Here is a 21,554-nt window from a genome sequence, read left to right as displayed (position 1 = left end):
TGGTTCAGGTTAGGAGTGATCGTGAAGGCATGGACCGAAGTGGACATCCCCGGCCAGCGGGGCCGTATGGCCGTGGTGACCGGCGCCAACACCGGCATCGGGTTCGAGACGGCCAGGGCGCTGGCCCTGCGCGGCGCGACGGTCGTGCTCGCCTGCCGCGACCTCGCCAAGGCCGAGGCGGCGGCCACCCGGATCCGCCGCGTCGCGCCGCAGGCCACCCTCGACGTGGTCCGTCTGGACCTGGCCTCGCTCGCGTCGGTGCGGGCGGCGGCCGGAGAGATCCGCGCCCGTCACAATCGGGTCGACCTGCTCGTCAACAACGCGGGCGTGACCGGGCTCTCCGGCCGCACGGAGGACGGCTTCGAGATCCAGTTCGGCGTCAACCATCTGGGCCACTTCGCCCTCACCGGGCTGGTGCTGGACCTGCTGCTGACCGCGCCCGGGTCCCGCGTGGTGACGGTCAGCAGCATCGGCCACCGGTTCGGCCGGATCGACACCGACGACCCCGACGCGGGCGCAGGCGCCTACGCCCGGTCGAAACTCGCCAACCTGCTGTTCACCTACGAACTGCAGCGGCGGCTGCAGACGGCCGGAGCGTCCACCGTGGCGCTGGCCGCGCACCCCGGCGGCGCCGCGACGGAGGTGTTCCGATACTCCTCGCCATGGTTCCGGGTGCCTAACCTGCTGATCGCCCGGCTGTTCGGGCGAACTCCGGTCATGGGCGCGCTGCCGACTCTGCGCGCGGCGACCGATCCCGGGGCCGCCGGCGGCGACTACTACGGCCCGGGCGGCCTGTTCGAGATCCGCGGATGTCCCGAGCGGGTCAGGGCGGCCGCCCGCGCCCACGACCGCGACCTGGGACAGCGCCTGTGGCAGGTCTCCCAGCGGCTCACCGCCGTGACCTACCCCGTCTGAGCGCCGCCGTCATCCCGCGAGCTCGCGTACGACATCCGGTCTGTTGGTGATGACGCCGTCCACGCCCGCGCCGATGGCCGGTCGCCGGCGCGTGGTTCTCCTCGGAGTCGGGAGCGACTACGAGGAGAAATTGACCACGTGCCATTACAGGGAGTTGATTTTCCGGTGGCGCACGGGTGCCGGCTCGATGAGCATCGTCCCGTCTCCGGGCATCCCCGCCCGTAGCGGTCAGACGCGCGCCGCGGTGACCACCACCGTGACGTAGGACATCGTGAAACCGCCGCCCATCGCGTCGATCACGTCACCCATGCCCGCCAGCACCTCCTCGATCTTGTCCGGCGGCAGCCGCGTGAGGACGCCGGACGTGGGCATCTGGTCGAGCCACTCGTCGCGGGTGTAGAACCGCTGCCATTCGTACCGCCACTCCTCCGGGTCACCGAACGCGCCCGCATCCCTGATGCCGTCGGCGGCCTTGGTGAACAGCGGCCGGTAGCCGTCGAGGGCCGACCCCACGGGCCGGTCCTGTGACGGGAGGCCGGGCATGACGCGCCGGTAGACCGCGGCGTGGGCCTCCGCCATGGCGGGCGGCGGCTCGAACACGTGCCAGAACGCCGCCAGCCGGCCACCGGGGCGCAACACCTCGGCCGCCTTGGCCGCTCCGGCGACCGGATCGACCCAGTGCCAGGCCGTCCCGGCGACGACCGCGTCGAACGTGCGTCCGGCGGAATCCCACGCTTCGAAGGTCGCCACCTCGACCTCGAGTCCGTCACGGCGCGCGAAGTCCGCCATCCGCGCGTCGGGCTCGACGCCGAGCACCGTGCAGCCCGCCGCCCGGAACTGGCGGGCCGCGATGCCGGTGCCGCAGCCGACGTCGAGGACGTCGGGCCCGGGGCTCGCGGCGACGATCCGCTCCACCATGGTGTCGGGATAGGGGGGCCGGGTCCGGTCGTAACGCTCGGCGTCCACGCCGAACGACTCCGCCATCCCCCTGGCCTTGTGTGGTTCGTTCTCGGAAACTGAAGTGGGCATGCGCCCACTATGAGTGGGCAAGTGCCCACTCGTCAATTCGGATAAAGTCGACGGACGGACAGGAGGGGATGGAACGGTGCCGACGGGGGTTGCCCTCCGCGACGCGCGGGAGCAGTTGTTCGAGGCCGCGGAGCGTGTCCTGCTCAGGGACGGGCCGAGCGCGCTCACCAGCCGGGCGGTCACCACCGAGGCGGGCTGCGCCAAGGGCGTCCTCCACCGGCACTTCGCCGACTTCGACGCCTTCCTCGCCGAACTCGTGCTCGACGGCATCGCCAGGATCGACGCGCAGACGGCCGCCCTGCGTCAGTCCGCAGGGACCGGCACCGTCATCGACAACCTCACCGGGGTGCTGACGGACCTGTTCGGGTCGGTCGCCGTGGCGGTCGTCGGCCTGATCATCTCCCGCGACGCCCTGCGCGCCCGGCTGCGCCAGGCCAGGCCGGGCCCTGGCCTCCCGCTCCTGACGGAGGCCGCGGCCATGCTCGCCTCCTACCTCACCGCCGAGCGCGACCTGGGCCGCATCGCGGCGGACGCCGACGTCGACACGCTCGCTCCCACGCTGCTCGGAGCCTCACACCTGCTGTTCGCCGACAGGGACGGCGGCCCGCCGCAGGCCGACGCCGTCCACAGGATGGTGACCACGGTCATCGCCGGCGTCGTACGGACCGAGGCTCGAGCGCCGGGAGTGGCGCGGGTAACGTGATCAGGCATGACGATGCCGGCGCTCTTCGATCTGGACAACACACTGGTCGACCGCGACGAGGCCTTCCGCAGGCGGGCCGAGGAGTTCGCGGACGGCGAGGCGATCGGCATCCTGCTGTCCGACGCGGAACGGCGGTAGCCGGGTGAACGACGACGACCGCCTCATGCTGCGCCGCACCTTCACCGAGGACGCCGCCCTCTACGACCGGATGCGGCCCGGCTATCCCGCCGCGATGTTCGAGCACGTCCCCCGCGGCAGCCGGGTGCTGGAGATCGGCTGCGGCACCGGCCAGGCCACGGCCTCCCTCGCCGGGCGCGGCTGCGTGGTCACGGCGGTGGAGTTGGGGGCCGCGATGGCGGCGCTCGCCCGCCGCAAGCTCGCCCGATTCCCCGACGTGGACGTCGTCAACGCGGCCTTCGAGGAATGGCCGCTGCCGCCGGAGCCGTTCGACGTCGTCTTCGCCGCCACCAGCTTCCATTGGATCGACCCCGCCACACGGGTGGGCAAGTCGGCCGACGCGCTGCGGCCGGGCGGCCTGCTGGCCGTCGTCTCCACCGAGCACGTCGCCGGGGGCAGCACGGAGTTCTTCGCGGAGGTCCAGCGCTGTTACGAGCGGTGGGACCCCGCCACGCCGCCCGGCCTGCGGTTGAAGCCGGGGAGCGACATCCCGTACGACAGCGAGGAGATCGACGCCTCCGGCCGCTTCGGGCCGGTGCGGTTCCACCGCTACGAGTGGGATCACGCCTACACGACGCGCGAGTATCTCGACCTGCTCACCACGTATTCCAACCACCGGGCCCTGCCCGCCGGGGATCTCGCGGGGCTGCTCGGCTGTATCGCGGCGCTGATCGACGGCCGGTACGGCGGCCGCATCGTCAAGCGCTACCTCACCCAGCTCGCGTTGGCCGAAAGGCTCGGCTGACGGGTCACCCCGGGGCGGGAGCGAGGGCATGCTGGGCGGACGACCCGATACTTCTACCGCGCGACGCCCACCGGCTGGCGGGTGATCGCGGCCACGACCGAGCCCGGATGTGACGACGTGCGCTCCGCCGAGCCGCGCTTCCCGCGCACGCTCTGCGCGAAGCTCACCGCGCCCTGACCAGACGCCCGGAGGACGGCGCGGTACGGCGGGTCAGCGCAGCATGTCGAGGGACCGGGCGGTGCCAAATGAGTCGTCGGCCGCCGTGTGCCGGGGCTCGGCCTCTCCGCGCAGCACCTCGTGGATGTGGCGGATGCCCCAGGAGAACGCGGTGCCCTCGCCCGGCTCGTGCCGGGCGACCAGGCGTCCCTCACGCCACACTTCGAGCCCGTCGTGCGGCTCGGGGTGGAACGGGTTGGTCAGCCGGATCTCCCCGCCGGTGCCGACCAGGCGGGTGTACGTCGTGAACGGCAGGGCGAAGCCGCAGCTCAGCATCAGGCGGCCGGAATCGAACTCCAGGACCCCGGCGGTCTCGATGTCCACCCCCGCCTCGCCCTTGACCGCGACGGCGTGGCCGGCGACGGCGTCGCCGCCGAACAGCAGGTGCGCGAGCCGCACGGGGTAGCAGCCCACGTCGTAGAGCGCGCCGCCGCCGAGGGCCGCCTCGAGCCGGATGTTCTCGGTGCCCTGCATCGTGAAGTGGAAGGACGACCAGATCTCCCGCAGTTCGCCGATCGCGCCTTCGGCGAGCAGGCCGCGCAGCCGGGCCGTCTGCGGGTGGAACGGGAAGACGAACGCCTCCCAGAGCGGCCGGGCCGACCGGCGCGCCACCTCGATGACGTTCCCGGCCTCCGCGGCGGTGAGGCACAGCGGCTTCTCGCACAGGACCGCCTTGCCCGCTTCCAGGGCGGCGATCGTCCACTGCGCGTGCAGGGCGTTCGGCAGCGGGATGTAAACCGCGTCGATCGACGGGTCCTCGATGACGGCCTCGTAACCGCGCACGGCCCGGGCGACGCCGTTCCGCGCGGCGAACTCCTCGGCGCGGGACAGGTCACGGCCCGCCACCACGGCGGCCGTACCCCCACCGGCCTCGCGCAACGCGGGCAGGAACGCCCGCGCGGCGATGCCCGCCGTGCCGAGGACCCCCCACCGGACAGCCCCACTCATCCCGCACCCACTCCTCGCCGCCGTTGCTGACATTTCACGATTTACCGGGGAATACCTGCCGGGACCGTAGCACAGCGCCGTTGATGGGAACTTTTGCCCCCAGAGTCCGATATCGGGGAGCCCCCGGGGGTACGTGACCCGCCGATCCCGACCGGGACATGACCCGAGCGGACGAGGGATACGCGATGAGCGAGGAAATACGGCGATTCACCCATTTGCCGAGCGACCGGGCGCCCGGGCCCGACTACTCGGGCCCCGGAGTCGAGGCGGAGCTCACCGGGCGAATGCCCGAGGGCCGCCCCGCCGAGCGGCCCGAGCGGCCCGAGCGGCCCGAGAGGTTAGAGCGGCCCGAGCGCGGCGGTGGATCGTATGACGACCTCTACACGGCCCGGGCCTCGTCCGCACTCGGCAAGGTGGCGTCGGACGACGGCATGCTCGACGTCCGCATCAAGGCGCCGGGGGAACTCGGCGGCCCCGGCGGGGCGACCAATCCCGAGCAACTGCTCGCCGCGGCGTACGCCTCCTGCTTCCACAACTCGCTCACGCTGGTCGCCGGGCGGCAGGGCGTCCGCACCTCCGACGCCACCGTGGACACGGCCGTCACGCTCCGCAAGCGCGGCACCGCTGACGACTACACGATCACCACCGACCTGACCGTACGCCTGCCGGGGGTCGAGCCCGAGGCGGCCCGCAGGCTGGTGGAGCAGGCCCACGGGGAGTGCCCGTATTCACGGGCCTTCATGCAGGGCGCCGAGGTGCACGTCCACCTCGCCTGACCGCCGGCCCCCGCCCCGGACCAGGCCGGGACGGGTGCTTCGAGCGGGACGCGGCGCCCCTCGCGCGCCGGTGCGAGAGGCGGCACCGGAACCGGGGGCCGGACCCGCGTTCGCGCACCTTCACAAGCCCGCCCGGTCGTCTGAGCTCTCTGCTCAGACCTTCTGCCTCAGATCTTCTGCCACAGCGCGGGGACGTTCGGCGGCTCCCAGCCCACGATCGCCGTGTGGGCCTGGATGCACCGGTAGGTCGCCCCGCCATAGGTGACCTGGTCGCCCACCTTGTACGCCGCGCCGGCGGCCCAGGTGCCGCCGGGAACGGTCGGAGTGGGCGTGGGAGTACGCGTCGGCGTGGGAGACGGGCTCGGGGTACGCGTCGGCGTCGGGCTGGGCGTGGGCGTGGGGCTGGGCGTCCCGCCCCCGCCGACCTGGAGGTCGACGCAGGCGTAGAACGCGTTGGCCGTGTCGGCCACGTTCCAGATCGCCAGCACCTTCTGCCGGCCCGTCCGGCCGCCCAGGTTCACGGTGTGGCTGACGGTGGCGGGCGGCTGCGCCCCGTGATCGTCGAAGACGGCGATCCGGGTGCCTCCGATGTAGTACTCCCACGTGCTGGTCGAGTGGCGGGCGGTCAGCGACCACGTGAAGGTGACGGTGTTGCCGACGCTGGTGGCCGGCCAGGGCTTGCTCTCGTCGTCGAGCTGGGCGAAGCGTGCGTTGCCGCCACTGCAGCTGCGCAACCCCTTCGGTCCTTCCACGCTCTGGGGCTCGTAGATGATGTCGCCGCAATTGGGGACGCGGCCCTGGGCGCACATCGCCTGGCGGCTCGCGGGCGACGAGATGTACCCGTGCGCCTGAGCCGGCGAGGCGATGAACACCGTGGCGCCGATGCCGATCGTCGCCGTCGCGAGGAAGGTCAGCGTTCTTCGCATGTGTGCTCCTCACTGCTGGGGGTGGCGCAAATATAAAAGAAAGTTTCCTAACAGTGAAGACCCAATGACTGCGGCGGTCAGGGGCTACGAGGCGGGCTCTGTCCACTACGGCAGCGGTGGGCCGCAGCCGGGTCCAGCGCCCGGACCGGGGTCCGGCGCGACGCCGGCTCGCGCGAGCGGCGCGCGTACGCGGGGCCTTGGCGGGGCCCCCGAGCGGCTTCCCGCACGCCCTCGTGGTGCACTGAATCCAGGGGGATGCGCCATGCCGCAGCATTGGTCGATCACGGCCCGGCCGGCACCGGCCCACGGCGTCGCCGTCGTGCTGCTGTCCCTGGCGGCGACACCGTTCGAGCTGCTCACCGGTCACCCACCGGCCGCCGAGCCGGTTTCGCACGACGAGCGGGCGCTTTATGCGCTCGAACCCGCGCCGGCGACCCCGGCGTACGCGCACCCGGCGTTGCTTCTGCTGCTGTTCTGCGGGGCACTCCTGCTGGCCGGGGCGATCACGTACCTCGGCTTCCGCCTGACCGGCGGCGCGGTCCAGCCGGTGCCCGCGCCCCCGGCCGAGCCGGAGGGGATCGGGGTGGCCGGCCCGCACCGCCCGGCCCCGGCCCACGACGAGATCGACGGCCTGGCCCCCGGTGTGAACCGTACGCTCGGGCGGCTGGAGGAGGCGCTGGAGCGCCAGCGCCGTTTCAGCTCCGACGCCTCCCACGAGTTGCGCACCCCGCTGACCGCCATGCGGGCCCAGATCGAGGACGCGCTCCAGGCGCCGCAGGAGACCGACGTGGTCACCCTGGCCAGGGCGCTGCTGCCGAGCCTCGACCGGCTGCAGCGGATCGCGACGGACCTGCTGGCGCTCTCGCGCCTGGAGAACGAGGCGCTCCCCGTCCGGCGGCAGCGGGTGGATCTCGGGAAGCTGGCCGAAGGCGAACTGCAGATGTTGCCGATCACCAAGCGGATGGTCCCCCGGCTGGGCCCGGACGTCGTCGTGCTGGGAGACCCCCACTCCCTCGGCAGCCTCATCAGCAACCTTCTCGGCAACGCGCAGCGGCACGCCGCCAGCACCGTCACGGTCACGGTGCGGCGCGAACCGCGACGACCCGGCGGGCCACCCGATGGAACGGCCGTGCTCGAAGTGGCCGACGACGGCCCCGGGATCCCCCGCGAGCAGCGGGAGAAGATCTTCCAGCGGTTCTGGCGGCTCGACTCGGCCCGCAGCAGGGACGCGGGAGGAGCCGGGCTCGGACTGCCCATCGCCCGCCAGATCGCCGAGAACCACGGCGGCCGGCTGACCATCGAAGACAGCACCGCGGGGGCGCGTTTCGTGCTGCGACTGCCGCTCGCCCCCGCGCCCTGACCGCCGGCCTATGAGCCCTGATCCCTGAGGCGGGCTCGGCAGAAGGAGCAGGAACGCGTTGACATGAGCCGTCCGCGGCCTACACTCACACACGTGAACGATCGTTCAAGTGTTGTGGATCTGGCGCCGGCCGACTCCTGCGCGCTCCCGGTGGTGGACGGGCACCGGGTGGAGACCGTCAGGAGGGCCCTGCCGCCTCAGGAGACGGTGGAGGACCTGGCGCAGGTCTTCGGCCTCCTGGCCGACCCCGGGCGGCTGCGGCTGATCGCGGCGCTGCTGGAGGGCGGCGAGATGTGCGTGTGCGATCTCGCGGCGGCGACCGGCCACAGCATGTCCGCCGCGTCCCACGCCCTGCGCCTGCTCCGCGCCCACAACGTGGTGAAGGTGCGGCGCGCGGGAAGGATGGCCTACTACCGCCTCGCGGACTCGCACGTGCGGCTGCTGTTCGACCTGGCGATAACGCACATCGGACATGAGGAGAAGGACCGGGACGATGGGTGAGACCGGCAAGGGGCACGGGCACCGCACCGGGACGGGTGACGACCGTGAGCACGGGCACGAGCACGAGCGCGGCCATGCGCGCGGGCGCGGTCACGGTCACGGGCATGGTCACGGGCACGGGGTCAGCGCCGAGGCCGATCGGCGTCTGCTGACCGGCGCGCTGGCGCTCATCCTCGGCTTCATGGCGGTCGAGGTCGTCATCGGCGTCATCGCGCACTCCCTCGCCCTGGTCTCCGACGCCGGGCACATGCTCACCGACGCCATCGCCATCGCCTTCGCGATCATCGCGATGCGGATCGCCGCCCGCCCGCCGCAGGGCGGCTTCACCTACGGCCTGAAACGCGCCGAGATCATCAGCGCCCAGATCAACGGCATCACGCTGCTGCTGCTCAGCGTCTACTTCGTCTACGAGGGCGTACGCAGGCTGATCGAGCCCCCCGAGGTCGAAGGCACGTACGTCGTGGCCACCGGCATCGCCGGAATCGCCGTGAACCTGGCCGCGACCTGGCTGCTGAGCAGGGCCAACCGCGCCAGCCTGAACGTCGAGGGCGCCTTCCAGCACATCCTCAACGACCTGTTCGCCTTCATCGCCACCACCGCCGCGGGCGCGGTGATCTGGCTGACCGGCTGGGGCCGGGCCGACGCCCTGGCCGCCCTCGTCGTGGCCGCCCTGATGCTCAAGGCCGGATGGGACCTGGTGCGCGAGTCCGGCCGGGTCTTCATGGAGGCCGCTCCCGCCGGGATGAACCCCGCCGAGATCGGCCGCAAGACCGCCGCCCTGGAACACGTGGTGGAGGTGCACGACCTGCACATCTGGGAGGTCACCAGCGGCTACCCCGCCATGTCGGCGCACATCCTGGTCGCCCCGGGCGCGGACTGCCACGCCGTACGGCAGGCGGCGCAGCGGATGGTCCACGACGAGTACGGCATCGCCCACACCACGCTGCAGGTCGACCACGCCCCACCGGAGCTTCTCGCGATCGGTGAGGCGGCGGCCGAGGCGGCGGAACCCCACTGCGCCACAACGGCGGCGGAGCCGCAGTCCGCCACCACGGCGGCGGAGCCGCACTGCGCGGACGCCCACGGCCCGGCGCACGTCAACGGGCGGATGCGGTCCGGGGACGACCGCCGATCGCAGGGTTGCGCCGGCCGCCGATACATCAGGTTCCCCGGCGCCAGACGCCTCTCCTGACCCCCGCCTCCTCTCACCGGGGGCGGGGCGAAGCCTGGCGGGTGGCGCCGACCCACCGGATGCCGTTGGACCGGAGGTCACCGCGGTCGGCGGCGGCCTGCTCGTCGGCCTCGGTGACGCCGTCCAGCTCGGAGAAGAAGTACGGCCCGTGCTCGCAGAGCCGGGCCTCGAAGCGCTCCCCGAGCGCCTCAAGCAGGTCTCGGCCGGTGTGCAGAGGATGGTGCTCGCTCGCCCACTCCTCGATGTACGCCGCCCAGGGCAGGCCGGACTCGGCCCATCGGTCCCGGTGTCGGTGCAGCCACCCGGGTTCGTCGGCCTCGGCCAGGCGGGGGAAGCACCACTCGGCCGTGGCCTCGTCGAACCTCTCCCGCGCCCACTCGACCACGACCAGCGTGCCTCCCGGCACGAGGGCTTCCGTCACCCGATCGAGGACGTCGCCCAGGTCGGCCACGTGGTGCAGCGACGTGCAGGCCACGACGGCGTCCACCCGGCCCCGCACCGCGTAGCGCTCGAACTCGACGCGCTCGTAGCCGGGCCCGTCCGGGGCCTCGGGATCGACCCCCACCGCGTCGTATCCCCGCTCGCGCAGCATGGGGACGAGGCCCCCGAACGGTCCACAGCCGATCTCCAGCACACGGGAGGGTGCGGGCGGCAGGTGGCCGGACACGAACGACCAGGTGGCGTCCAGCCAACGCTGCGTGGCCGGGGTGGGGGCGAGCATCGTCATGACTCTCCTTCATTCACTAGAGTGTCACTCTAGTCATTGCGGTCGGGCAGCAGTTGCCGGACGAGCGCATCGAAGGCCCACTCGGCGATCTCCGGATCGGCCGCGGCGGCCGAGCGCAGCACCTCGACGACGGGCACGACCCGCTCGTGGACCCGGGCGGTGGCGTCCACGTGCCGCCTGAGCTGCTCCATCGGCGGCGCGGCCATGACCTCGGCCGCCCAGAGGCGGTCCAGCGTGGCCACCGGCTCGGTGTCGCCGGCCACCGCGACGTCCAGGACCTCCTTGAGGATCGCCCGTTTGGTCGCGAACGTGAAGTAGAGCGTCTGGCCGGCCACCCCCGCCTCCTGGGCGACGGCCTACCGCGCCGGGCCGCCGAGGCGCGGAAGGAGGAGAAGGACACGGCGGGCGTGAGCGGCTGACGGGCTCCGTTTGCCGTACGACCTCAGGGGTATCAGGCGCGCATGTTCGCCCCGTCTGACCTGGACGTGCTCGTGCCCACCAAGGACCGCGCGGGCGCGCTGGCCGTCACGTTGGCGGGCCTCGCGACGCAGACCGTGTCCGGGTTCCGCGTCGTGGTCTCGGACCAGTCGCACGAGCCGGTCGCCGACGACCCGCTGGTGGCGGCGCAGCTGCGGATCCTCGACCACCGCGACAGGCCGGCGGCCGTCCACCGCCACCTGCCCCCGCGGGGCATGGCGGAGCAACGCGCGTTCCTGCTCGGCCGGGCCGGGCGACGGCTGGCGCTCTACCTGGACGACGACGTATGGCTGGAGCCGGAGGCGATCGAGGTCCTGCTGGCCGCGATCGGCGAGCTGCGCTGCGGCTTCGTCGGCTACGCCCTGCACGGTCTGTCCTACCGCGACGACGTGCGCCCCGCCGAGCTCGCGCCGTACGAGGAGTGGACGGACGGCGTGCGGCCCGAGCGGGTGCGCCGGGAGTCGCCGGCCTGGCAGCGCCACACCCTGCACAACGCCTCCAATCCGCTGCACCTCGCCCGGAAACACCTCGGCTCGCCGGGTCCCCGGGAGTGGCGGCCGTACAAGGTGGCCTGGATCGGCGGCTGCGTGCTGTACGACCGGGAACGGCTGGCGGAGTGCGGCGGCTTCGACTTCTGGCGGTCGGTGCCGCCCCGGCACGCGGGTGAGGACGTCGTGGCGCAGCTGCGCGTCATGGAGAGGTACGGCGGCGCGGGCCTGCTGCCGAGCCGGGCCTACCACCTGGAGCTGCCCACGACGGTCACCGACCGCAGGGCCGAGTGCTACGACTACGTGTTCGAGACGGCATGGGCGCCCTGATCGAGGACGTGCGCCGCATCGCGGTGCTGCGGGCCAACGCCCTGGGCGACCTGGTCCTCGCGATGCCCGCCCTGGAGGCGCTCCGCCGGGCCTACCCGCGGGCCCGGCTGACCCTCCTCGGTATCCCCTGGCACGCCCGGTTCCTGGACGGCAGGCCGGGACCGGTCGACGACGTCATCGCCCTGCCGCCCATCTCCGGGGTGTCGTCGGCGGACAGCGGCCACAAGGCTCCGCGGAGCCTGTTCGAGGAGCTGCGCGAGCACCGGTTCGACCTCGCCGTGCAGATCCACGGCGGCGGGCGCAACTCCAACCCCTTCGTCAAGGCGATCGGCGCCCGGGTGACGGCCGGCCTGCGCACGCCGGACGCGGAACGGCTCGACCTGTGGGTGCCGTACGTCTACTACCAGCACGAGACGCTGCGCTACCTGGAGGTCGCCGCGCTGGTGGGCGGGACGGCCGAGGCGTACGAGCCGAGCATCGCCGTGACCGACGCCGACCGCGCCGAACTCGCCCGTGTGTACGGCGAGCCGCCGCCCGGTCTGGTCGCGCTGCATCCGGGGGCGAGCGACCCCCGGCGGCGCTGGCCGGCGCGCGCCTTCGCGGAGGCGGCCGACCGGCTCGGCCGCCCGGTCGTGATCACCGGAATCGAGAAGGAGCGGGAGGTGGTCGAGGAGGTCGCGGCGGCGATGCGGCGGCCCGCCGTCACGGCGGTCGGCACGCTCGGCATCGGCGGCCTCTCCGCGCTGTACGAGCGGTGCGACCTGGTCATCTCCAACGACACCGGCCCCCGCCACCTCGCCGCGGCGGTCGGGACGGCCACCGTCGGCGTCTTCTGGTGCGGCAACCTCATCAACGCCGGGCCCCTCACCCGCGCTCTCCACCGGCCGCTGGTCTCCTGGACCGCCCGGTGCCCGGTCTGCGGCGTCAGCGGACACGATCCCCGGGTGGGGCGGTGCCCCCACGACGAGTCGTGGGTGGCCGAGGTCCCGGTCGACGACGTGGTCGAGCAGGCCGAAGACCTGCTTCGTGGCCGCCGCGAGATTTGACGGGAGCAGACTCCTCCTCGGCGTACCCGCGGAGAGGAAGTCGCGTGAGAGACAACATCTGCCCCAAATGCTCGTCCGGCGCCGTCATGGCCGGAGTCGAGGTGCGCGACCGGGGCCCGAACGGGCCGCAGCCCCTTCGGGTGCGCGTCGAGGAGCCGCTGCCGGCCAAGGTCCCCTTCTTCTACGTCCAGGGTGAGGCACTCGGCACGATACGAGCGTGGATCTGCGCCTCCTGCGGCTTCACGGAGCTGTACACCGACAATCTGAACGCGCTCTACGAGGCGTATCGCAAGGGTGCGCCCTGACGACCAGCGGGATGCAAGGTCCCTCCAAGTCGCCCGCCCTAGGGTCGGCGGACATGAGAAAGAACCTCGTCATCGGCGGCCTGCTGGCATTCGTGATCGCCGGGAGCCTGCCGGCCGCCACGGCCGGGGCCGCCACGGCTTCGCTGATCCACTGGGGACCCGTGCAGTCCCGGAGCGGGCACCACGGATATGCCAAGGCCGATGTGTGGATCACCCGCTTCACCGCGGAGACCTTCGTCGTCTCGGGCACGCTGTACGACCGCGACGCGCACGGTGAGCACTGCGCCTACGTCCGGGCCCGCTTCCACTACGCCGGCGGCGGCACCGGGTGGGCCCTGCCGAAGACGACCTGCGCTCCGAAGAAGCCGATCCGGCTGTCGTCGGACGGCCGGATCACGCGGGTGGACGTCAAGGTCTGCGTGTACGACAGGGCTCGTCGTACGACCCTGAACTGCTACGCCGACGCCATCACCCCGGCCATCATCGCGAACTGGCCGCAATGACCGTACTCCCCGGGACGTAGCGGCCTACGGCGCTGATCCCACGGCGGTAGGACCGGGAGCCTCCCCGCGTGCGACGACGTCGACGGCCCACGGCGGCACCATCGAGACACCGCCAGGGGACGGACGGCGCCAGGCCCGCGTACTCCCCCAGCGGTAGCCGACGTGTCTCTCGACGAGGGACGACACCGCCGGCCACGTGGGACAGGATCCCCGTGACCCACAATCCGCTGACCGAAGGGAGCAAGAGCGTGCGCAAGGTCTACGCCGCTTTAGCGGGACTGCTGCTCGCCGCCACCGTGGTGCAGATGTACCTCGCGGCCGTCGGCGCGTTCGACAAACCCCAGGACGACTCCTCGTTCGCCCTGCACAGCATGAACGGCATGATGGTCATCCCGGTGCTGTCGCTGGTGGCCACCGCCGCCGCGGCGGCCGCCAAGGCGCCGGGACGCCAGATCGGGCTGACCGTCCTGCCCGTCGGGCTGATCATCGTGCAGGCGCTGATCGTCGCCCTCGGCGGCCTGTTCGACGACAGCACCGGCAACACGACGCCGCTCTCCCTGGCGATCCTCGGCCTGCACGCCATCAACGGCATGGCGGTCATGGGCGTCTGCGCCATGGTGTTCCGCAATGCGCGGCGGCTCGTGTCGGCCAAGCCCGCTCCGTCGGAGGCCGCCGCGGAGGGCCGTCCGGTTCGCGCCTCATGACGACCGACCGGCTCATGGCGCTCGACCTGCTCGTCTCGGTCCTGACCGCGGCGGCGTGGGTGGGCGCGGGCGTGGCCGCCGCGGCCCGCCGTCCGAGGGCGGCCGCGGCCCTGTTCGCGGTGGCTCTGGTCGCGTCCCTGGCCCGGATCTGGTCCGTCCTCGCGCTGGCCGGGGCCGGCTGGTGGTTCGTGCAGGAGAAGATCACCGTCGCCCTGCCGCTTCTCGTCGCGGCGGGCGCCGCGGCCACCGCACTCGCCGGGCCGCGCCTGCTCCGAGCCGTCCGGCGAGCGGACGCGGCTTCGCGGGACGCCGTCAGAGCTCCGGCGGTCGCGGTCCCGCTGCTCGGCGCCGGGTACGCCGCGGCGGCCGGGATCGTGCAGACCTTCCTGATCGGATACCCGGCGGATCCGGGCACCGCTCTCCTCCTCCTGGCCGTCGCCGCGGGGGCCGTCCTGGGGACCTGGAGAGCGATGAGCAGGCACGTCCCCGGGCTGCGGACGGCGACGGCGGCCACCGCCGTGGCGGCCGTGCTCGGAGCCACCCTCGCGTTCCTTCCCAGCGCGCAAACCACGGCAGAGGGCTCCGCCCCGGGAGGGACCGCCGCGATGGCCGCCACCGGCTCCACCTCCCACGATCACTTCGAATCGGGAGGATCCGCCTCCGTCATGGGAGGGGCGACCCGTCCGGTGACCGACCTGCGCGGCCCAGCCACACCTCCGCCGGGCGGCGCCGTGCGCCGGTTCGAGCTGACGGCCCGTACGGCGACCGTCACGCTGTCCTCGGGACGGAAGGTGTCGGCGTGGACCTTCAACGGCCAGGTCCCCGGGCCGCCGCTCACCGCGGTCCAGGGCGACCTCGTCGAGGTGCGGCTGCGCAACGCGGACATCGCGTCCGGGGTGACGCTGCACTGGCACGGCTACGACGTGCCCTCGGGAGAGGACGGCGTGCCCGGCCTCACCCAGGAGGCCGTGCCGCCCGGCGGGGAGTTCGTCTACCGGTTCGTCGCCGCCCAGGTGGGCACGTACTGGTATCACACCCACGAGGTGTCCGACCTCGGCGTCCGGATGGGGCTCTACGGCACGCTCGTCGTCACGCCGAAGGGGACGGCGGCCTCGGGACTTGACCTCACGCTGCCCGTGCACACTCTCGGCGGCGCGACGGTGACGGGTGATCGCGACCAGCCCCTGGTCCGGCAGGCCGCGCCCGGCACGCCCGTACGGCTGCGCCTGATCAACACCGACAACACGCCGCATCGGTTCACGCTGGCGGGCACGCCCTACCGGCTGGTGGCGGTGGACGGGACGGACCTGAACGGGCCGGGCACGCTCGGCCGCGTCGGCCTGCGACTCGCGGCGGGCGGCCGGTATGACCTCGCGTTCACGATGCCGTCAAACCCGGTGCTCCTGCGCGTCGACGACCGCACCGACTCCGTACGGCTCACCCCGGCGAGCACGGGCGACGGGTCCGCGGGCGCGACGGCGGCCGCTGATCCCGGCGCCGTTCCCGCCGCCGGCGGCCAGACGGCGGACTGGCCGGAGCTCGACCTCACCCGGTATGGCGCCCCCGCCCCCACGCCGTACACGTCCCGCAGCCGCTTCGACCGGGACTTCACGCTCGTCCTCGACAGGGGATTCGCGCTGACGAACGGGCGGCCGATGTACGCGCACACGGTGAACGGCGCCGCCTTCCCCGACATCCCCACCGAAGTGGTCAGGGATGGCGACCTGGTCCGGCTCACCGTGGTCAACCGCGGCCGGGACACCCACCCCTGGCACCTCCACGGCCATCGGGTGCTCGTGCTCTCGCGTGACGGCCGCTCCGTCACCGGCAGCCCTCTGTGGCTCGACACCTTCGACGTACAGCCCGGCCAGGTGTGGGAGGTCGCCTTCCGCGCCGCCAATCCGGGGCTGTGGATGAACCACTGCCACAACCTCAGCCACGCCGACCTGGGAATGATGCTGCACCTGGCGTACGAGGGAGTCACCACGCCCTTCCACGGCGCGCACAGCGGGTGAGTGAATCACCCTTTTTCCCCAGTGTGTCGAGTAAAAAATCCAGGCGGGAATTCAACCGAGGTGTAAACGCTCGGTAATCAGATCAGAACTTCGGGTAAGCACCACTGGCCCGGATCCCCCCGGCCGGGCGTGGGCGATGCCGACCGAAGGGAGAGATCGTGACAGTGGCGAAGAGCATCGTTCCCGCGCTGGCGGCGTGGGCCGCCACGGGGTGGTTCGTCGCAGGCCATCCCGCGCCGGCCCTCGCGGGCCAGGCCGGTTCCGACGCCGGGGGGCGCCTCACCTCGGGGATCGCGGCCGAGCCGGCGTCGGGGGTCCGGGGGCATCCCGCCTCGGGAGTCGCGACGGTCCGGCCGCCCGGCCCCGGCGAACCCACCGCCTCGGGACCTTATGGGCAGGTCGTGCACGAGGCCAGGCAGGGGCCCGGTGTCGTGTGCGCCTACCGGCTCCGGGGCGTGCGCAAGGGGGGCTTCCTCAACGTGCGCGAGAGCGCCGGCGTCCGCCACGCCCCCGTCGGCAAACTGCGGCCGGCCGACGGAGGCTTCTCCGGCGCCTGCACCGCCACCAACGGCTGGATCGCGGTGAAGACCGCCGCCGGGACCTCGGGTTTCGCCGCCGCCCGCTACCTCCACAGGCTCGACCTGAGCGGACGGCCCTCGCTCTCGTGCATCTACCGCCTCCGGCACGTGCGCGAGGGCAGCTTCCTCAACGTCCGCGAGGGCGCCGGCATCCGCCACGCCCGCGTCGGCAAGCTGCGGCCGGCCGGCGGGAACATCGCCGGAGCCTGCGACGCCACCCACGGCTGGGTGGCCGTCGACAGCGCCGACGGCATTCCCGGATGGGCCTCCGCCCACTACCTCCGCAGGATGTGACGTCCCGGGCCGAAAGGCCCGGGACGCGCCGGCCGGCACTCGCCGGACGCCGCGAAGCCGCGCTGTCCTCGTCCCCGGTGTCCCCCTGGCCGGGGACGGGGGCCGCCGGCCTCAGCCGAGGTCGGGGTGTGGGACGTAGCAGTCGAGCCGCATGAAGTCCTCGCTGGTCAGCAGCGTGTCCATGTCGCCGATGTGCCAGCCCGCGTCCAGCAGCAGGGCAAGCAGCGGATGCGTGCCGGGCACCGCCACGTGGACCAGCCCGGCGTCGGGGTGGGTGTTCGCCGCCTCCAGCACGATGTCGGCGCAGTCCTGCGGGGTCGCACCCCCGGCCGGCCCGATGACGACCTTGTCTCCGGCCGTCCTGACGAACGCGTAGCCCGAGCCGCTGACGTGCAGGGTCACACCGGGCAGCGCGGCATACCAGGTGAGCGTCGAGGTCCGGTCGCCACCCGAGACGTGGGCGTCCATGGCCGCCGCCGCGTGGACGTCCCCCTCCCCCGGCGCCGCCTGGTCGCTCTCCTGCCGCACAGGCCGGTCGCCGAGCGGCCTCCGCTTCAGGTAGAACAGCGGGCAGCGCGGGCGCATCCCGTTCCTGACGTACAGCGCGAGCGCCCTCTTGTCGTCCGACGCGAAGGTGACCTTGGGCGTGCCGCCCGGCAGCAGGCGGGACAGGATCGTGCGGCCCACCTTCGACGACTGGTGGTCCGGCAGGACGAACAGGTCTCCGAGGTGCGTGACCGTTCCCCGGCGCAGCGTGCCGCCGAACCCCACGATCGCGCCGTTCACCTCACCGACGAGCACCTCGCCGAACGCGCGTTCGGCGTCCACGAAGTCGGGCCGCTCCGGCCACAGGCTCAGGAGGCCGAAGTGGTCGGCGACGGCGCGAAGGCCGGGCATGTCGGCGTCGGCGGCGGGGCGGACGATCGGTTCCGCCATCGGTGCTCCCCCCTGCGAGTTCTCCCCTTGTTCCGATCACCTTAGGGCGCGTGCGGCGACCGTCGTGCTCGTGGCGCTCGGCCTGACGACGAATCGGGAGGGAGGCTTGGCGGGAACCGCCGCCGGACGAGCACCCGGCGGCCCAGGCCGACTGCCCGGGATCGCCGCGTTCGCCGTGCCGCTGGCGCTCCTGCCACCCGCCCTGCTGCTCGTCGTGTCGCAGATCCACCCGTCCTACCAGGACGGGGTGGGTGCGGGCGGCGGCGGCGCTGGCGCTGCCCGCTCTGATGCTGGGGGCGTCCCTGCCGGCCCAGGCCGCCGTCAGGCGGATCGACAGCCGCCCGGACGACCCGGCCGTGGCGCGGGTCAGCCCTTGACGGCCCCCGCGGTCAGGCCGCTGACGAGCTGGCGCTCGGCCACGGCGTAGAAGCCGAGGGCGGGCAGCATCGCGACCACGATGTAGGCCATGACCCGCGCGATGTCCGTCGCATACTGCCCCTGGAACTGCTGGACGCCCAGCGGGATGGTGAAGAAACTGTCGTCGCTGAACACCACGAGCGGCAGCATGAACTGGTTCCAGCTGTTCACGACCGCCAGCACGGAGACCGTGGCGATCGCGGGCCGCGCCATCGGCAGCAGGATCCGCCAGAAGAACCCGAACGGTGAGCACCCGTCGAGGATCGCCGCCTCCTCGATCTCTCCCGGGATGGCCCGGAAGAAGCCGCGCAGGATGATGATCGTCATCGGCATGCCGAAGGCCGCCTGCGGGAGGATCACACCGAGCGGGTTGTCGAGCAGCCCGAACATCCGCAGCAGCACGAACAACGGCAGGATCGCCACCGCGAACGGGAACATGAGCCCGGCGGCGAACATCGTGAACAGCGCCTCGCGCCCCCGGAAGGCGAAGCGTGCGAACACGAAGGCCGCCAGCGCGGACACCGCGACGACCACGAGCGTGGTCAGCACCGCGATGTAGGTGCTGTTCCAGAGCATGCGCCAGAACGACGCCGAGGCGAGGATGCCCGTGTAGTTCTCCGGCACCCAGGGGCTGGGCAGGCCCAGCGGGTTGCTCGAGAGCTGCCGGGTGGTCTTGAACCCGCCGATCACGGCGTACAGCAGCGGGACGCCGACGAACAACGCCGTGATCACGACGATCACGTGCAGAGAGATGCTGCGCAGCGGACCGCCCGATGTCGGGGACTGCCTGTGACGGTTGGCGCTCATCGCTGGTCTCGCAGCACGGTGGAGGCTCCTTCGAGGTCGCGGCGCATGACGTATCGCTGGTAGAAGAGCGCGAACACGAGGCTGATGAAGAACATCACCACGCTGATCGCACTCGCGTAGCCGACCTGGAAGCGTTTGAAGCCGAACTGGAACATCGTGACGGCCATGGTCTCGGAGGAGTGCGAGGGGCCTCCGCCGGTGATGATCCAGACCAGGTCGAACAGCTGGATCGCACCGATGACCGACAGGAACACGCTGATGCGGATCGTGGGCCCGAGCAGCGGCAGCGTGACGTAGCGGAAGACCTTCCACCCCGTCGCGCCGTCGATCTGGGCGGCCTCGGTGAGCTCCTTCGGGATGCCCTGACGCCCGGCGATGTACAAGATCATGTGGAAGCCGAAGTACTTCCAGGTCATGACGATGAACACCGACATCATGACCGTCGACGGGTCGGCGAACCAGTCGAGCTGGTCGATCCCGAACCAGCCGAGGATGTAGTTGGCCAGGCCGTCCGTGGGCGACAGGATCATCATGAACAGGACCGCGGTGATCGCCTCGGACAGCACGTACGGGGCGAAGAACAGCAGGCGGAAGAACGCCCGGCCGCGGATCTTCTGGTTGAGCAGCATGGCGATGCCCAGCGAGAGGGGAAGCTGGATCGCCACCGACAAGATGATCAGCAGCAGCCCGCGCCACAGGTCGCCCAGGAAGACCTCGTCGGCCAGTACGCGGGTGAAGTTCGCCATGCCGATGAAGTTCGTCGGCAGCCCGCGCATGCCGTTCCATTTGAACACGCTCGCGTAGAAGGCGAGCAGGATCGGCGCCACGACGAGCGCCAGGAAGAGCACGAGCGCGGGAAGCAGGAACAGAAGGATCGTGGTGAACCCCCGGAGCCTGCGGCTCCGGGGTCTCGTCGTCTTCACGCGACAGTTACTCCGACTTCGCGGTTTCCGTGATGGCCTGCGCCACCTGCTCGGGCGTCTTGGTTCCGCCGATCAGCTGGGCCACGGAGTCGTTGACCTCCTGACCGACGGCCGGCGGGTACGCCTGGTCGAGGTAGAGCTGGAACCCGGTGGCCCCGGCGAGGTTCTTGGCGACCACGCTCAGGTTCGGGTCGGTGACCGCGTCCTCCTCGCCCTTCAGCACCGGGAGCAGGCCCCCGGTCGCGACGGCCTTGCGGTGCTCGGTGCTGTCGGTGAGGAACTTCAGGAACTCGATGGCCTCCGCCGGGGCGTCGGCCCCGATCGCGAAGCCGCCGCCGCCGCCGAAGGCGTCGGTGACCGCGCCCTTGCCGCCGTCGACCGCCGGGAAGGGGAAGAAGCCGAGGTCGTCGCCGAGGCCCTTGCCGGCGTCCTTCTGGACCGCGGGCGCCCACTGGCCCATCAGCTCCATGGCGGCCTTGCCGTCGCCCATCGTCGCGGCCTGGCCGCCCGGGTCGCCGTACGTCGCGCCGAGGTAGCCCTTCTGGAACGGCTGGAGATCGGCCAGTTCCTTGAGCTTCTGCCCCGCCTGCACGAAGGCGGGACCCGTGAAGTCCTTGCTCTCACCGGCCTGCTTGAGGGCGTCGAGGCCGCCGATCCGCATGGCGAGGTAGGCCCAGTAGTAGTGGCCCGGCCACTTGTCCTTGCCGCCGAGCGCGATCGGGGTGACCCCGGCGGCCTTCAGCTTCTTGACGTCGTCGATGAGCTGCGACCAGGTCCCCGGAGGCTCGGCGATCCCGGCCTTCTTGAACAGCGCCTTGTTGTACCAGAAGCCCACCATGCCGATGTCGTCGGGAATGGCGTACTGCTTGTCCTCGACCTTGTACGCCGACAGCGCGGCGTCCGTGAACGTGCCGAGCCAGGAGCCGGCGTCGGAGGTGAGGTCCTTGACCAGGCCCGCGTCCACCTGCTGGGCGAGCACGCCGCCGCCCCAGGTCTGGAAGATGTCCGGCGCCTTGCCGGACTGGGTGAGCGTCGTCAGCTTCGCCTTGAACGCCTCGTTCTCGTAGGGAACGCTCTTGATCGTGATGTTCGGGTGCGCGGCCTGGAAATCCTTGATCGCCTGAGCGCCGTAGCTCTTCAGGGGTTCGGTGGTCCAGATGTTCCAGAACTCGACGGTCACCTTGCCGCCGGCTGAGCTCTTGCTCTCGCCGGCGTCGTTCCCGGTACTACCACATCCCCCGAGGACCAGTGCCGACGCCGCTAGGAGCGCCGCACCTCGCCGACTCAACTTCACGGTGGTTTCCCTTCTGGATTCCGACCGAAACTTTCGGCACTCGCCCGATAGTTTCTGCGATGGGGCCGAGGTTACAGGGGGGTTAGGTTCATATCAACGGCTGTTGTGCACCTGTTACGCATGGTCGACGGCGAAGGAAAGTACGGCCGGTCCACGAGGCCCAAAAGGGACGGATGGGGAGCAATCAGGCGGCATTAACGGGCGGCCGAAACCGAACGGGCG

At 71.9% G+C, this 21,554-nt stretch carries 25 protein-coding genes; 16 read left to right on the top strand and 9 right to left on the bottom strand.

Annotated elements, in window-relative coordinates:
- Positions 1-21 precede the first annotated feature (21 nt).
- Positions 22-915, top strand: coding sequence for an oxidoreductase (locus FH610_RS31600; protein WP_338104600.1), 894 nt, complete (start codon positions 22-24; stop codon positions 913-915).
- A gap of 228 nt (positions 916-1,143) precedes the next feature.
- Here FH610_RS31600 and FH610_RS31595 read toward each other — a convergent pair whose 3' ends face one another.
- Positions 1,144-1,944 (bottom strand): class I SAM-dependent methyltransferase, encoded by an 801-nt coding sequence (locus tag FH610_RS31595; RefSeq protein WP_139578874.1) that lies wholly within the window; start codon positions 1,942-1,944, stop codon positions 1,144-1,146.
- 76 nt (positions 1,945-2,020) lie between these two features.
- Here FH610_RS31595 and FH610_RS31590 point away from each other — a divergent pair, with 76 nt between their 5' ends.
- From FH610_RS31590 to FH610_RS31585, 3 genes are read left to right on the top strand one after another with little or no spacing between them, the layout of a single operon-like run.
- Complete coding sequence (locus FH610_RS31590; protein WP_139578871.1) at positions 2,021-2,647, top strand: TetR/AcrR family transcriptional regulator; 627 nt, start codon at positions 2,021-2,023, stop codon at positions 2,645-2,647.
- A gap of 6 nt (positions 2,648-2,653) precedes the next feature.
- Positions 2,654-2,785 (top strand): hypothetical protein, encoded by a 132-nt coding sequence (locus tag FH610_RS45350; RefSeq protein ID WP_276607717.1) that lies wholly within the window; start codon positions 2,654-2,656, stop codon positions 2,783-2,785.
- Positions 2,786-2,789: 4 nt separating this feature from the next.
- A complete protein-coding gene (locus tag FH610_RS31585) occupies positions 2,790-3,569 on the top strand; it encodes a class I SAM-dependent methyltransferase (RefSeq protein ID WP_139578869.1) in 780 nt (259 codons plus the stop codon).
- A 210-nt stretch (positions 3,570-3,779) separates the two neighbouring features.
- On the opposite strand, the gene FH610_RS31580 is transcribed toward FH610_RS31585, so the two are convergent.
- Complete coding sequence (locus tag FH610_RS31580) at positions 3,780-4,733, bottom strand: Gfo/Idh/MocA family protein (RefSeq protein WP_161628120.1); 954 nt, start codon at positions 4,731-4,733, stop codon at positions 3,780-3,782.
- 185 nt (positions 4,734-4,918) lie between these two features.
- Between FH610_RS31580 and FH610_RS31575 the strand changes: the two genes are divergently transcribed.
- Complete coding sequence (locus FH610_RS31575; protein ID WP_205826209.1) at positions 4,919-5,509, top strand: Ohr family peroxiredoxin; 591 nt, start codon at positions 4,919-4,921, stop codon at positions 5,507-5,509.
- A 167-nt stretch (positions 5,510-5,676) separates the two neighbouring features.
- Here the strand turns inward: FH610_RS31575 and FH610_RS45515 are convergent, their stop codons facing one another.
- Complete coding sequence (locus FH610_RS45515; protein ID WP_139578865.1) at positions 5,677-6,435, bottom strand: lytic polysaccharide monooxygenase; 759 nt, start codon at positions 6,433-6,435, stop codon at positions 5,677-5,679.
- Positions 6,436-6,697: 262 nt separating this feature from the next.
- On the opposite strand from FH610_RS45515, the gene FH610_RS31565 reads away from it, so the two are divergent.
- The 3 genes from FH610_RS31565 to FH610_RS31555 all read left to right on the top strand — a co-directional run bounded on the left by FH610_RS31565 (position 6,698) and on the right by FH610_RS31555 (position 9,488).
- Positions 6,698-7,795, top strand: a complete 1,098-nt coding sequence (locus FH610_RS31565) for a sensor histidine kinase (RefSeq protein WP_139578862.1) — start codon at positions 6,698-6,700, stop codon at positions 7,793-7,795.
- Between the two features lie 93 nt (positions 7,796-7,888).
- A complete protein-coding gene (locus FH610_RS31560; RefSeq protein ID WP_240809317.1) occupies positions 7,889-8,296 on the top strand; it encodes an ArsR/SmtB family transcription factor in 408 nt (135 codons plus the stop codon).
- Entirely contained in the window at positions 8,289-9,488 is a 1,200-nt protein-coding gene (locus tag FH610_RS31555; RefSeq protein ID WP_139578858.1) for a cation diffusion facilitator family transporter, read from the top strand. Before FH610_RS31560 ends, FH610_RS31555 begins: the two co-directional genes overlap by 8 nt.
- Before the next feature lie 13 nt (positions 9,489-9,501).
- Here FH610_RS31555 and FH610_RS31550 read toward each other — a convergent pair whose 3' ends face one another.
- Both FH610_RS31550 and FH610_RS31545 read right to left on the bottom strand, forming a co-directional pair.
- Complete coding sequence (locus FH610_RS31550) at positions 9,502-10,215, bottom strand: class I SAM-dependent methyltransferase (protein ID WP_139578857.1); 714 nt, start codon at positions 10,213-10,215, stop codon at positions 9,502-9,504.
- A gap of 29 nt (positions 10,216-10,244) precedes the next feature.
- Positions 10,245-10,550, bottom strand: coding sequence for a hypothetical protein (locus FH610_RS31545; RefSeq protein WP_139578855.1), 306 nt, complete (start codon positions 10,548-10,550; stop codon positions 10,245-10,247).
- Between the two features lie 126 nt (positions 10,551-10,676).
- Here FH610_RS31545 and FH610_RS31540 point away from each other — a divergent pair, with 126 nt between their 5' ends.
- From FH610_RS31540 to FH610_RS31510, 7 genes are all read left to right on the top strand, one after another.
- The gene (locus FH610_RS31540; protein WP_139578853.1) at positions 10,677-11,510 is read left to right on the top strand and encodes a glycosyltransferase family 2 protein; all 834 of its coding nucleotides are present in this window, start codon (positions 10,677-10,679) and stop codon (positions 11,508-11,510) included.
- Complete coding sequence (locus FH610_RS31535; protein WP_139578850.1) at positions 11,498-12,556, top strand: glycosyltransferase family 9 protein; 1,059 nt, start codon at positions 11,498-11,500, stop codon at positions 12,554-12,556. Before FH610_RS31540 ends, FH610_RS31535 begins: the two co-directional genes overlap by 13 nt.
- 44 nt (positions 12,557-12,600) lie before the next feature.
- Positions 12,601-12,861, top strand: a complete 261-nt coding sequence (locus FH610_RS31530; RefSeq protein ID WP_139578848.1) for a hypothetical protein — start codon at positions 12,601-12,603, stop codon at positions 12,859-12,861.
- A 53-nt stretch (positions 12,862-12,914) separates the two neighbouring features.
- A complete protein-coding gene (locus FH610_RS31525; RefSeq protein ID WP_139578846.1) occupies positions 12,915-13,364 on the top strand; it encodes a hypothetical protein in 450 nt (149 codons plus the stop codon).
- Positions 13,365-13,576: 212 nt separating this feature from the next.
- Complete coding sequence (locus FH610_RS31520; protein WP_205826208.1) at positions 13,577-14,068, top strand: DUF6220 domain-containing protein; 492 nt, start codon at positions 13,577-13,579, stop codon at positions 14,066-14,068.
- Positions 14,065-16,083, top strand: a complete 2,019-nt coding sequence (locus tag FH610_RS31515; protein WP_139578844.1) for a multicopper oxidase family protein — start codon at positions 14,065-14,067, stop codon at positions 16,081-16,083. Before FH610_RS31520 ends, FH610_RS31515 begins: the two co-directional genes overlap by 4 nt.
- A 158-nt stretch (positions 16,084-16,241) precedes the next feature.
- On the top strand, positions 16,242-16,955 hold the full coding sequence (locus tag FH610_RS31510) for an SH3 domain-containing protein (protein WP_139578842.1): 714 nt from the start codon (positions 16,242-16,244) through the stop codon (positions 16,953-16,955).
- A gap of 111 nt (positions 16,956-17,066) precedes the next feature.
- Here FH610_RS31510 and FH610_RS31505 read toward each other — a convergent pair whose 3' ends face one another.
- On the bottom strand, positions 17,067-17,891 hold the full coding sequence (locus tag FH610_RS31505; protein ID WP_139578839.1) for a GNAT family N-acetyltransferase: 825 nt from the start codon (positions 17,889-17,891) through the stop codon (positions 17,067-17,069).
- A 251-nt stretch (positions 17,892-18,142) separates the two neighbouring features.
- On the opposite strand from FH610_RS31505, the gene FH610_RS45345 reads away from it, so the two are divergent.
- Positions 18,143-18,268: a hypothetical protein gene (locus FH610_RS45345; RefSeq protein ID WP_276607716.1), complete on the top strand. Its 126-nt coding sequence runs from the start codon at positions 18,143-18,145 to the stop codon at positions 18,266-18,268.
- Here the strand turns inward: FH610_RS45345 and FH610_RS31500 are convergent.
- The 3 genes from FH610_RS31500 to FH610_RS31490 are packed head-to-tail and all read right to left on the bottom strand — an operon-like array spanning position 18,258 to position 21,218.
- Positions 18,258-19,115: a carbohydrate ABC transporter permease gene (locus tag FH610_RS31500; RefSeq protein ID WP_139578837.1), complete on the bottom strand. Its 858-nt coding sequence runs from the start codon at positions 19,113-19,115 to the stop codon at positions 18,258-18,260. The two genes, FH610_RS45345 and FH610_RS31500, sit on opposite strands and share 11 nt — an antisense overlap.
- Positions 19,112-20,038: a carbohydrate ABC transporter permease gene (locus tag FH610_RS31495; protein ID WP_139578834.1), complete on the bottom strand. Its 927-nt coding sequence runs from the start codon at positions 20,036-20,038 to the stop codon at positions 19,112-19,114. Before FH610_RS31495 ends, FH610_RS31500 begins: the two co-directional genes overlap by 4 nt.
- Positions 20,039-20,045: 7 nt before the next feature.
- Positions 20,046-21,218 (bottom strand): extracellular solute-binding protein, encoded by a 1,173-nt coding sequence (locus FH610_RS31490; RefSeq protein WP_240809316.1) that lies wholly within the window; start codon positions 21,216-21,218, stop codon positions 20,046-20,048.
- Positions 21,219-21,554: the final 336 nt, after the last annotated feature.

The sequence above is a fragment of the Microbispora catharanthi genome (assembly GCF_006334915.2).
Taxonomy (GTDB): Bacteria; Actinomycetota; Actinomycetes; order Streptosporangiales; family Streptosporangiaceae; genus Microbispora; species Microbispora catharanthi.
This window is presented reverse-complemented; position numbering and strand designations above follow the sequence as displayed.